Here is an 11,802-nt window from a genome sequence, read left to right on the forward strand (position 1 = left end):
TGATTGGCCCCGGTCCTTGCCTTCGACGAAATTCCCTTTGCAACCCTGCCGAGACCGGCAGGACGGATTCTGGAAATGTCCGGTGAATCGCTAGGCAAACCGCGGAGGACGCTGGAAACGTACGGACTCGACGAGGTCAACTAAATGGCGGTAGACGTTGGCTGAGGGGATGGAAGCCAGGGTTGCCTGGTCCTCGTCGGCCACCACGCGATAGTGGCCGGCGCCGCCGGCATTCAGATACCCCACACCCTCGCCGGTGGCCGGGTCCATCACGAGATGCCAGAGGAACCACGGCTGGGACCAGGCATACGCCAAGGCTTCGTCCGCCCCCTCAGGCAGCGGGGCCCCGGAGTCCCGGTGCCTCTCGTTGAGGATCTCCACAGGAAAGGCAGCGGGAGAGACAGGCAGGTTCCATGCCGGCGAAATCCCCAGCCATGCCGCGAGAACAGGGAAGAGCTCATGGAGGCTCACGAACTTCAACTGCAGCTTTCCGGCGGTGTCCGCGGGTTTTTCGGACGGGCTTGCCAACACGCCCGCCGAGGGGCCGGCGAGCATGAGTGCGTTGGTTCCGTCCAGCCAGACCTGCAGCTCGGTCGCTTGTCCCAGGGAGGACGCCCTGAAGTGAAGGACCGCTGCTGGCTGGTCGAGCGGCCGCGTAATGACCCTGCCGCCGGCGGTAAGCCGTCCGGCGCTGTCCAGAAGCCCCGCGTCGGCCAGGACCTTGATAGACGGTCCGTTGCCCGATCGCTCCAGCCGTCCTATCCGGCCGTTCTGGGCGACCCGGTGCAGCATGGACGCCGCCGCCGGATCGAGCCATGGTCCGTCGGAGGCAAACGGTTGCTTCGCCCGAAGGCCGCTTAAACGCTCGAGAGGGACACCTGCCAGGCGGCTTGCAACCTCTTCGAGGGAAGGTTCGCGGGTGGGAACGTACATCTCGGTCACGCCGGCTCCTTAATCTGCGCAGACGAGCACATCAGCTCAAGGACGGCATCGTAGGCACCTAGCTCCGCGGACGCGCACGAGGTGGTAACCAGGACTCCGTGGCCGGCGGTCTGATGCACATCCACCCGGCAGTGCACGGCGAGTCCGCCGCTGGAATACGTGTACTCGATGATGCGGCCCTCCCCGCGGGCGGGAGGGAACCTGTCCACGGAAATAAAGTAGACGTCCTGCAGCATGGCGTGGGCGTAGGAGAGGACCAGTGTGCTCAGTTTCTCCATGCTGCCCGTGTAGGGAAAGCTGTTGACGACAACGCTCGGACGGAAGGCCCCTTCAGCAGCCACGGGTGCGGCCAGGACCAGATCAGCGGAATCCGTTAGACCGCCGATTTCCCAGTCATGCGGCCTGCCAATGGAACAAAACCGGGATTCTTCACGCAATAGTGGTTCCAACATTCCCTTACCTTCCGGCACGCTTACGCACCCACGTGGTGACCGGGTCGCCGCCGGTATGCAATATGTCTTCCTTCACGGCGCCGTTATCGATCCACCGGCGGTACCAAGCCGGAAGAAGGGGCCTGGGTAACCGGGTCACGGCGGCGATGCACAGGAGGACTGACAGTCCGGCCAGCGCCTGAAAGCCAATACCCAGGAAATCAGGCGCACGTAGGCTTCCCGCCACTCCTGCTGATGCTCCGAAAACCACGGCAAGCCCGGCATAAAGCATCAAGAAACCGAACTGCGGATGTTTCCCCATTTCATATGCCATCATGTGGCGGACCCACCGCCGCCACTTACCGCGGTAAGCAGCAATTCCGGATACGAGCATTGCTGCGCCAACCGTATATATACCGATCCAGACCAAGTATTCCTGCATTACCATAGTGAACCCCAGAACTCCTTGACTGCGCCATTCCATGAGTCCTCATGGCTTTTACCTTCGGTCTTGTCCTGGGCGTAGCTGCCCGCAGCCTCGCCGGCTGCTCCGCCGAAGAATCCGCCGACAAAGCCGCCGACGATGCCGCCGATCAGGGTCCCCGGGCCCGGGAAAACGGACCCGATGGCGGCTCCCGCTGCCGCACCCGCCCAAGCGCCCCCTGCCCCGCCCAAGACAGATCCCGTGGTTTCGAAAGCTGCGTTTTTGGCCGCACTCGCTACCCGCTCGCCCGTGTCATATTCGGGATGGTCTATCAGGTCCTGGTTCCACTCTTCGGTCACGTTGTCATAAATGGAGAGGCCGATGTCCAGTGCGCCCAGCGCATTACCCGCCCGTTTCGCCCACGGGGGCATATTGGCCAGTTCATCATTGGCCACTAGAACGGTGCGCTCGTATTCGTGCTGTTGTATGCGCAGTTCCACGGTGGTGGTTAGCGTGGCCCGAGTGGCCGGAACCACGGTGCCGTCTGCATAGGTAATAAATACCCGGCTGATGTCGAGGGTCTGGACGTGGACGGTGCTGGAAACAGTTACCCGCACCCTTTCCTGATGGATCCTGGTCAGAACATTGTCGGCCGCATCATTGGCTATGTCCCAAGCAGGGGTGTCCGTAAAGCCGGGAGAATCGGGGAGCTTGGCCGGGTCGGCCTGCCGGATGGCTGCGGCGCAGGCTTCCTCCGCCGCAGCGTACTCCTGCGCCAGGGCGGAGATGCCGGCGGCCACTTCCGCTTCCTTGTTCTTGCCGTAGTCAGGATCGTCATCAGTTGATTCGGGATAGGAGGTGCCGGCCGCCGAAACGAGCTCCCTGTGCCGGGCCTGCATGCCGCGGACCGCCTCCGCGAAGGTGTTCAACGCAGATTCGATCAGGAGGGTCACAATCTGTGCTTCGTCAGTGAAGACGGTTACCGGCTTCATCGCTTCGTACACCAGCGACTGTTCCGGGGCCTGATAATGCGGCTGAACGCCGTTCCAGATAGTAACAAGCTCGTTTCCGGACTGGGCGGCACGGGTGCCGGAGGCCGCGATCAGCGCGGCATCGGAAATAATCAGGTCCGGGTCCGGAAGGACCGGCAGCGCATCCGCACTCATTTGTCCGCCTCCGGAGATACGCTGGGAGCAGCGATGGATGCCTGCTGATTGGCGGTCTCCGCCATAACCTGGTCGCCGTCGATGTACGCATGGATAGCATTTGCGGTTTCATCAAGAACTTTATCGGCGCGCTGTACTGCACTGGCTACCAGCGGGCCCAGGTAGCCCTCATAGACTTCCATCAATGCGCCGGTGATAAGTCCGCTGTTGACACTTTCCGCAGCGCCCGTCAGGGCATTCCGAAGAACGTTTCCTTCTGTTCCAAGTTCTCGGTGTTCTGTTCTGGCTTGAACTATCACGCCCCGGGTTCCCGCGACGTCGATATCCCACCCATTAAGTGACATCCCCCATTATCCTTCCCCCTGCAAAAAAGCTCCGCCAGCGACACCGGTTTACCGTATGTCCTTGGACAAGCGCATGTCCATGGGGAGAACTACCCATGGACATCAACGCAATTGCCAAAGCGCCCAATATGCGTTCCAGGCCTTTTGCAATAAGCAGTTTGCCAGATAGGCGGATATGCCGCTCGGAGGGAAAGCGGCATCGGTCTTTTGGCGATACCGCGTTATGGGCGCAGGGGGGAAGGTCCCTCGCCGAAGCCGTGCCCGGGGCTACACCGGCTTTTCGATGTCCGTGGCGTCCAGGATGGAGTAGGCGTAGCCCTGCTCGGCGAGGAACCGCTGCCGCTTGGCGGCGAAGTCCTGGTCCAGGGTGTCGCGGGCAACGACGGTGTAGAAGTGCGCCGCCTTGCCGTCCGCCTTGGGGCGCAGGAGCCGGCCCAGCCGCTGGGCCTCTTCCTGCCGGGAGCCAAAGGAACCGGAGACCTGGATGGCCACGGAGGCCTCGGGCAGGTCGATGGAGAAGTTGGCCACCTTGGACACCACGAGGGTGCTAAGGGCGCCTTCGCGGAATTCGTTGAAGAGCCGCTGGCGTTCCTTGACCGGGGTGTCGCCCTTGATCACGGGTGCGTCCAGCCGTTCGGCCAGTTCGTCCAGCTGGTCCAGGTACTGTCCGATCACCAGGGTCTGCTCGCCGGCATGGCGCTTCACCAGCTGTTCGACGACGCCGGTCTTGGTTTCCGACGTCGAGCACAGCCGGTACTTGTCCCCGTCTTCGGCCATGGCGTAGGCCACCCGCTCATCCCGCGGCAGGTCCACCCGGACCTCGATGCACTCGGCGGGCGCAATGTAGCCCTGCGCCTCGATGTCCTTCCACGGGGCGTCGTACCGCTTGGGACCGATCAGGGAGAAGACCTCGCCCTCGCGGCCGTCCTCGCGGACCAGGGTGGCGGTCAGGCCCAGCCTGCGCCGGGCCTGCAGGTCCGCGGTCATCCGGAAAATGGGTGCCGGCAGCAGATGGACCTCGTCGTAGATGATCAGGCCCCAGTCATTGGCGTCCAGCAGTTCCAGGTGCGGATACAGCCCGCCCCGCTTGAGCGTCAGGACCTGGTAGGTGGCGATGGTGACCGGGCGGACTTCCTTCACTGCGCCGGAGTATTCGCCGATCTCGTCCTCGGTCAGGGAGGTACGCTTCAGCAGCTCGTCCTTCCACTGCCGGGCGGAGACGGTGTTGGTCACCAGGATGAGGGTGGTGGTGGAGCTGGTGGCCATGGCCGCCGCCCCGACCAGGGTTTTGCCCGCACCGCAGGGCAGCACCACCACGCCGGAGCCGCCGGCCCAGAAGTTCTCAGTGGCGAGCTTCTGGTAGGGGCGCAGCGCCCAGCCGTCCTCATTGAGCAGGATCGGATGCGGCGTGCCGTCCACATAACCGGCCAGGTCTTCGGCGGGCCAGCCCAGCTTCAGCAGCAGCTGCTTGAGCTGGCCGCGCATGGCGGACTGCACCACGACGGTTTCGCCGTCGATCCGCGGGCCGAGCAGCGGCTGGATCTTCTTGGCATGCATTACTTCTTCGAGCACCGGATAGTCGTTGGTGCGAAGCACCAGCCCGTGCTGGGGATCCTTCTCCAGCCGCAGCCGCCCGTACCGCGACATAGTTTCTTCAATGTCGATCAGCAGCGAGTGCGGCACCGGGAAACGGGAGTACATAAGCAGCGTGTTCAGGACCTGTTCGGCGTCGAGCCCCGCGGCCCGCGCATTCCACAGGCCCAGCGGCGTCAGCCGGTAACTGTGGATGTGCTCGGGGGCACGCTCGAGTTCGGCGAAAGCCGCGATGGCGTGCCGGGCCTCGGTTGCCTGTTCATGATCGACCTCCAGAAGAATCGTCTTATCGCTCTGGACAATCAACGGTCCGTCAACCATGTGCCGGGCTACCCTCCACTATTTCCACGTCCATAATCCGATGTACTGACACTGTGCGTTCGACGTCGTGGCGCGGGTCGTAGACCCGGACCCTGCCGTCGCTCACTGAGAGGGGAACGAAAATTTCCTGCCGCTGATTCCCCTGGGCATCCACCACGCCCATGCGCACCGAACTCTTGGTCCGGATGGCCTTGCGCAGGGTTTCCAGGCTGACCAGGGACTGGCTCTCGCCGCCGGTATGCGGGACGGGCCCTCCGCCGCGCAGCGCGGCCAGCTGCCGGTCCAGGTCCTCGTCCGTAAGTTCCCACGGATTCAGCCGGGCCCTGGAGGAGGACGGCGCCGGCACAGGGATCATCCGGTGGGAGCCGACCGGCTTGCGTGCCGGTCCTTCCAGCGCCGGGGGATAGCCGAGCTCCCGGAGGGAAAAGGTGAGTTCCTTGGCCGGCACGTTGGCTGCGACCACTGTCGGGGCCAGCCGCACCAGGCCCAGTGAAGCGGTCCGCGGGTCCGCCAACAGGGCGTTCAACCCGGCCTCGTCATCACTGCGCAGATAAGATCCCGCCGCGCCCACCCGCAGCCGGCCGTACCGGGCTGCCGTGTCCTCCACCAAGTAGCGCAGCGGCTGGGGGACATCCGTTGCGGAATGCTGGTGCAGGAAGGCGAGGATGCCGTCGGCGTCGAGCCCTTCATCCAGGGCCCGCCGGATGGACTCGGCCGAGAACCGGTAGATCGTTGCCGGGCCCTGGCCTTCCGCCGTGGAAATCAGGGCCAGCTCCCGGGCGACGTCGGGCTCCAGGTACCCGGGCGCCACCGCCGTGAGGTCAGCCTGCAGCAGGAAGGAGTTCAAGGGCGCAGGCAGGGCGTCGCGCAGCACGGAGGTGGCACGGGCATAGTCGCTGCCGGCAACGGCCGACCCCAGCACGGTCAACGCCCCTGAACCGAGCAGCCCCAGATGGGCTGCCTCCTTCAGGATGCCCGGAACCAGCCGGGCAAAACGCCGCTGCAGCCGCGGCTGGTGCCAGGTCAGGGCACTGATGAGGTCCTCGGTTTCGAAGGCACCGACAGTCTCGTTTTCGCCCGCACCCTCGACGTCGGATAGCAGCGCAAGCATTTCCAGTGCCCGACGGCGGACCACTGGGGCGTCCGGGCGGGAAACTTCTGCGGCCAGCGCGTTCACTGCTCCGCCTGCCGGCAGGGGTGCACCCACCAGGGACGGTGCGCGGTCCGCATCCAGCCAGGCTTCGACCAACCGGCGCCACTGATCTTCACGGTTCTGGGTAAGCCAGGTTCCCTCTGTGGTGCCCCAGCGTGAGGTTGCGGCATCCAAGGTGATCAGCCCGGCCAGGGCCGCCAGTTCCAGCAGCCAGGACGTAGCGGCACTGTCCAGCCGCAGCGATTCGGAGAGACGGCGCACTTCTCGCACGCCAACGCCTCCGGAGCGGAGCGTCCCGATCGGATTTTCGGCCGCAAGCGCCAGCAGTTCCGTTACCAGCCGCAGGGTTTCGGCCACCGCTCCAAACGCGGCGTTGTCCCGCAGGTTGCGGGCGACGTTGCGGGGAACCGGCCGGGGTGCTTCCAACTGGAAGTCCGCGACGATTACATGGCCGCGGGAGGCCTGGCCCACCGGCCGCGGAAGTTCCACGTGAAGCGCATCCAGGGGGACCAGGAGGCCGCGGGCCACGAGCCACTCCACCGGGGTGGGGGAGGGGTTGTCCAGAACGGCCCGTCCCAGGGCGGCTTTCTTGGGGATGGTGCCCACCGGTGAATACTTGAACCGGCGAAGCAGGTCTGCTGTCTGCGGCGGAGCGCCCTCCATGAGCGTCGCCCAGCCTGCAGGATCAGAGACCAGATGATGCAGGGAATGGGCGGCGGTGGCGGGGGTGTCGGCCTTCTCTATGGGCAGTCCGCTGCTGCGCAGCCCCTCGACGATGCCGACCAGGCGTTGCCCGAACTCCGGATGCTGCGCCGCCAGGGTGGAATACGGCCTGCCCAGCCCGGCGGGGTAGGCCCCCAGCGCCTCCCCAAGGACCGAGACGGGTAGATAGAACCGGCGGGAGGCATCAGCTTTCGGCGCTCCGGGGTGCGGCTTGGCCCGCCGCAGCAGGGCCAGGGAATGCAGGTGGCCCAGGATCGCATCGAGGGACTTGATGGTTGAGCCCGAGATTGTTGTTTTCAACCATGAGGCGGTGGTGCTGAGCTGGGAATCTTCGTTGGTGGTCAGGTCCACCGCTTCCAGGACCTGCAGCTGCGGTGCCGTCAGTTTTTCGAGGATCCGCTGGACGCTGACGCGTGTGGAAGCACGCGCAGCCAGAGCCTGGAAATCCGGGACGGCGGGGAGCGCCAAATCGGGCCGGGCCGCGAGCAATTCACGCAGTTGGTCATCACTGCGTGCTGCTAAATCTTCGGCCAGGGCTCGAATCGCGGACATCAAAACCACGTTACCTGAGTGGGGAGAAAAACGGACCGATCAGCCCCGGCGCCGCCGCCTGATTCCGTCGATCACCAAGCCCGCCATAAGCAGGAACGCGAGGGGGAGTGCGTAGAGGGATGCGGCAATGAGCCAAGGCGCCACTGCCTGGCTCCCGAGGTAGAGGGCCAGTACCGCGGCGAGCGTGCCCAGTCCGAACAGGGCCAGCAGGGCCGCAAGGACGGCGGCAAACCGGCGGAGCGGAGAGTTGCGGGGAGGGACTTGGGGATCCGGCGGGGTGTGGGGTGCCGGAAACTGCTTCTCTGCGCGTGCCGCGGGGACCCGGACCTTCTCCGGTGGGGTGTTGCTCATGGTAATTAACGCTAACAGCGGAAAACTGCGGGACAAAGGGGAGACCTTGGTGCCCCATTCCCGTGTCGGGATATTCTAAAGGGAACAGACTTCCCCGTAGTATCTCCAAAGGTACTCCGGCGCCGCTTCGGGCCTGGCTGGCCAACGCGGGTCACGACTATTCCTGCGGCAGGTGTCCTGCTGCAATTAAACTAAGAACGAGGTAACCGAAGTGCCCATCGGCAAGGTCAAATGGTTCGACACTGGTAAGGGTTTTGGGTTTCTGGCCACGGACGATGGGCAGGAAGTCTTCCTGCATGCTTCGGCCCTGCCTGCGGGAGTCAGCGAGGTCAAGCCCGGCACCCGCATGGAATTCGGTGTTGCGGACGGACGTCGCGGACCGCAGGCCCTATCCGCCCGCATTCTCGAGGCCCCGCCGTCGGTAGCCAGGGCAACCCGCAAGGATGCCGAAGACATGGCCGTGATCACCGAGGACCTGATCAAGCTGCTGGACGGTATTTCCAACGGACTGCGGCGCGGCCGCTACCCGGATAAGAAGCACGCATCCAAGGTAGCTGCCGTCCTGCGGGCCGTTGCCGATGATCTGGATATATAAGGTAAGTGCACTGAATTGACTATGAGACCGGAAATTCCCTCTCCCGACTCGTCCCCTGAACCCGACACCGACGCCGCTGCTGCTCCGGCGGTTCGCAAGCGCGCCCCGCGGCGGCCGGGAAAGCCCGACGCCGTGCTCGCGGCCGCCGTGGCCGAAGCCCGCGCCGGACTGCTGGAAGTGGTATCCGAAGACGAAGTAGGCAACTACCTGGGTGCTGCGGCCGACGCCGAACGGGTGGTGACGCACCGGTTCTCTTCCCTCCGTCCCGGCTACCGCGGGTGGTACTGGTACGCCACGGTTGCCCGTATGCCCCGGAGCAAGAAGGTAACGGTGTCCGAAGTGGGCCTGCTCCCCTCGGACGAAGCCCTGCTGGCTCCCGAGTGGGTGCCCTGGTCCGACCGGCTGCGTCCGGAAGACATTGCTGCCGAACAGGAACAGCAGGCCCAGGAACAGCGGGCGCAGGAACAGGCTGATCAGGAACAGGCCGAGGCCGAACAGGCTGGCCGGGACGATAACGGGCAGCAGGACGAGGCTGGCGAGAACCAGGCCGGCGAACAGCACGCCGAAGCGACAGGTGCCCAGGAGGACGAATAATCCCGTGACGGTTGCGGCAACAAGGTTCACTATCCCCAAGGGGGCGCTGGACTGATGTTCCGTTCCCTTCGCATTTTCAACTACCGCATCTGGTTTATCGGCGCCCTGGTGTCGAACATCGGCACCTGGATGCAGCGCACCGCGCAGGACTGGCTTGTCTACGACATCCTGACCGATCAGGACGCGGCGGCCATGGGAATCGTTATGGCGCTGCAGCTGGGCCCGCAGCTGCTCCTGGCCCCGTGGTCAGGCCTGATCGCCGACACGTACAACCGCCGCAAGGTCCTCCTGCTCACGCAGGTCAGCATGGGCGGCCTGGGCCTGGCACTGGGGCTCCTGGTGCTCTCCGGGCATGCGGAGCTGTGGCACGTCTACGCCTTCGCGCTGGCGCTGGGTGTGGTGTCGGCCGTCGACGGGCCGGCACGCCAGGCCTTCGTCTCTGAGGTGGTTTCCGAGCGGGACCTGCCCAACGCCGTCGCCCTCAACAGTGCCTCCTTTAACGGGGCGCGGATGATTGGCCCCGCCGTCGCCGGTCTCCTGACCGTGGCCGTGGGCCCGGGCCTGGTCTTCGTCCTCAACGCCGTGACGTTCGGCGCCATGGTGATTGCGCTGCTGAAAATGCGTGCCGGCGAGCTGCGCGTGTTGCCCAAGGCGCCGCCGGGGAAGGGCCGCATCCGGGCCGGACTTGCCTACGTGCGGCACCGGCCGGACCTGATCATGGTGATGCTCGCGATCTTCATCGTGGGGACCTTCGGCATGAATTTCGCTATCTATATAGCAGCCATGGCACGCACCGAGTTCGGCCGGGACGCCGGCATTTTCGGCGTCCTGAATTCGGTGATGGCCATCGGATCCGTCGCCGGCGCCCTGCTGTCCGCGCGGCGGGACCGGCCCCGCCTGCGCTTTGTCTTCGGTGCGGCCGGAGCCTTTGGCCTGGCCTGCATCCTGTCCGCCATGGCACCCAGCCTGATCCTGTTCGCCGTCTCGCTGGTCCCCGTGGGCCTGTTTGCCCTGACCCTGATGACCAGCGCCAACGCGTATGTCCAGACCACCACGGCCCAGATCATGCGCGGGCGGGTCATGGCCTTGTACTTCGCCATCTTTATGGGCGGCACGCCGCTGGGCGCCCCGGTGGTGGGTTGGGTCTCGAACTCCTTCGGTCCCCGCTGGAGCCTGGGCGTTGCCGCAGCTTCCGGTCTGCTGGCCGCCGCGATCGGTTTCGTCTGGGCCTGGCGCACCTACGGCATGCGTTTCCACTATGACCGGAGCCTGCCGCGCCGGCTGAGCATGACCACGGACACTCCGGAAAAGCAGCAGGACCCGGACAACGCCTAGCGTCCGGGTCCTGCCGCGGCCCCTATCGTAGGGCGGCCTTGCGGGTCAGGAATTCTCGATCACAAAATCGATGCACTCCAGCAGGGCGCTGACGTCGTCGGGCTCGATGGCCACGAAGGTGGCAATCCGCAGCTGGTTGCGGCCGAGCTTGCGGTAGGGCTCCACGTCCACAACGCCGTTGGCGCGCAGGGTCTTGGCTATTGCCGCGGCGTCGATGCCCGCGTCGAAATCGATCGTGGCAATCACATTGGAGCGGTCCTCGGCGCGGGTTACGAACGGAGTGGCCACGGAGGACTTCTCGGCCCACGAATAGATCCGCCCCGCCGACTCCGCGGTCCGGCCCGCGGCGAAGGCAAGTCCGCCGTTGGCGTTGAGCCATTCGATCTGCGCGTTAAGGGTCACCAGCGTAGACAACGACGGCGTGTTGTAGGTCTGGTTCAGCCTCGAGTTGTCGATGGCGGTCTGCAGGTTCAGGAAATCCGGGATCCAGCGGTCCCCGGCATTGATCCGGGCCGCCCGTTCCAGCGCAGCCGGAGAGAACATGCCCAGCCACAGTCCGCCGTCGGAAGCGAAGTTCTTCTGCGGTGCAAAGTAATAGACATCGGCCTGCGCCAGGTCCACATCCAGGCCGCCCGCAGCAGAGGTGGCATCGATCAGGACCAAGGAGCCGGCGTCGGCGCCTTCCACCCGCCGGACGGGGGCAGCCACGCCAGTGGAGGTCTCATTCTGGGGCCAGGCATAAACGTCGACGCCGGCCTCCGCCGCAGGCTCGGGGCGCGTGCCGGGGTTGGAGGTGATGATGCTGGATGCCGCGAGGAACGGAGCCTTGTTGGTGGCTGCCGCAAACTTTGAGCCGAATTCACCGAAGGAAAGGTGCTGGGCCTTCTCCTGGACCAGGCCGAAGGCCGCGATGTCCCAGAACGCGGTGGAACCGCCCACGCCCAGGACAACCTCGTAACCCTCGGGCGCCGAGAACAACTCCATGAGGCCTTCACGGACGCTGCCCACGAGGTTCCGTACCGGAGCCTGCCGGTGGGAGGTGCCGAGCAGGTTGGCTCCCGCTGCTGCGAGTGCGGACATCTGTTCCGGGCGTACCTTGGAAGGACCGGCACCAAATCGGCCGTCCTTCGGGAGGAGCCCAGCGGGAATTTTCAGTGCGGCGGTATCGCCCATGGTGTGACGCTCCAAGCGGGTTTCGACAGTGGCGGATATGCACTTCCATTCTGCCGTACAGGCTCGGGAGCCCGCGATGTATGACGCCCGCCACCAGAGACTGTG

12 protein-coding genes are annotated in these 11,802 nt (G+C 65.1%); 3 read left to right on the plus strand and 9 right to left on the minus strand.

Features of this window, described 5'->3' with window-relative positions; translation table 11 throughout:
- Positions 1-90: 90 nt before the first annotated feature.
- The 8 genes from LJ760_RS11240 to LJ760_RS11275 all read right to left on the minus strand — a co-directional run bounded on the left by LJ760_RS11240 (position 91) and on the right by LJ760_RS11275 (position 8,000).
- Entirely contained in the window at positions 91-942 is an 852-nt protein-coding gene (locus LJ760_RS11240) for a hypothetical protein (protein WP_227922958.1), read from the minus strand.
- Positions 939-1,379, minus strand: a complete 441-nt coding sequence (locus tag LJ760_RS11245; RefSeq protein WP_227922960.1) for a hypothetical protein — start codon at positions 1,377-1,379, stop codon at positions 939-941. Before LJ760_RS11245 ends, LJ760_RS11240 begins: the two co-directional genes overlap by 4 nt.
- Positions 1,380-1,398: 19 nt before the next feature.
- Positions 1,399-1,815: a hypothetical protein gene (locus LJ760_RS11250; RefSeq protein WP_227922962.1), complete on the minus strand. Its 417-nt coding sequence runs from the start codon at positions 1,813-1,815 to the stop codon at positions 1,399-1,401.
- Positions 1,815-2,963 carry a hypothetical protein gene (locus tag LJ760_RS11255; RefSeq protein ID WP_227922964.1) on the minus strand — a complete coding sequence of 383 codons (1,149 nt, stop codon included), beginning with the start codon at positions 2,961-2,963 and terminating at the stop codon, positions 1,815-1,817. Before LJ760_RS11255 ends, LJ760_RS11250 begins: the two co-directional genes overlap by 1 nt.
- Positions 2,960-3,307: a DUF6507 family protein gene (locus LJ760_RS11260; RefSeq protein WP_227922967.1), complete on the minus strand. Its 348-nt coding sequence runs from the start codon at positions 3,305-3,307 to the stop codon at positions 2,960-2,962. Before LJ760_RS11260 ends, LJ760_RS11255 begins: the two co-directional genes overlap by 4 nt.
- A 267-nt stretch (positions 3,308-3,574) precedes the next feature.
- Positions 3,575-5,221, minus strand: a complete 1,647-nt coding sequence (locus LJ760_RS11265; protein ID WP_227922974.1) for a DNA repair helicase XPB — start codon at positions 5,219-5,221, stop codon at positions 3,575-3,577.
- Positions 5,214-7,649: a helicase-associated domain-containing protein gene (locus LJ760_RS11270; protein ID WP_227922976.1), complete on the minus strand. Its 2,436-nt coding sequence runs from the start codon at positions 7,647-7,649 to the stop codon at positions 5,214-5,216. The genes LJ760_RS11265 and LJ760_RS11270 overlap by 8 nt, the downstream gene beginning before the upstream one ends.
- A 39-nt stretch (positions 7,650-7,688) precedes the next feature.
- Entirely contained in the window at positions 7,689-8,000 is a 312-nt protein-coding gene (locus LJ760_RS11275; RefSeq protein ID WP_227922978.1) for a hypothetical protein, read from the minus strand.
- Between the two features lie 211 nt (positions 8,001-8,211).
- Between LJ760_RS11275 and LJ760_RS11280 the strand changes: the two genes are divergently transcribed.
- The 3 genes from LJ760_RS11280 to LJ760_RS11290 are packed head-to-tail and all read left to right on the plus strand — an operon-like array spanning position 8,212 to position 10,524.
- Positions 8,212-8,595 carry a cold-shock protein gene (locus tag LJ760_RS11280; protein ID WP_227922981.1) on the plus strand — a complete coding sequence of 128 codons (384 nt, stop codon included), beginning with the start codon at positions 8,212-8,214 and terminating at the stop codon, positions 8,593-8,595.
- Between the two features lie 21 nt (positions 8,596-8,616).
- Positions 8,617-9,189: a DUF3027 domain-containing protein gene (locus LJ760_RS11285; RefSeq protein ID WP_227923276.1), complete on the plus strand. Its 573-nt coding sequence runs from the start codon at positions 8,617-8,619 to the stop codon at positions 9,187-9,189.
- A gap of 54 nt (positions 9,190-9,243) precedes the next feature.
- Entirely contained in the window at positions 9,244-10,524 is a 1,281-nt protein-coding gene (locus tag LJ760_RS11290) for an MFS transporter (protein ID WP_227922983.1), read from the plus strand.
- 45 nt (positions 10,525-10,569) lie between these two features.
- Here LJ760_RS11290 and serC read toward each other — a convergent pair whose 3' ends face one another.
- On the minus strand, positions 10,570-11,697 hold the full coding sequence (gene serC, locus LJ760_RS11295) for a phosphoserine transaminase (protein WP_227922986.1): 1,128 nt from the start codon (positions 11,695-11,697) through the stop codon (positions 10,570-10,572).
- Between the last annotated feature and the right edge of the window lie 105 nt (positions 11,698-11,802).

It is taken from the genome of Arthrobacter sp. zg-Y895 (assembly GCF_020731025.1).
In the GTDB taxonomy this organism is placed as follows: domain Bacteria; phylum Actinomycetota; class Actinomycetes; order Actinomycetales; family Micrococcaceae; genus Arthrobacter_B.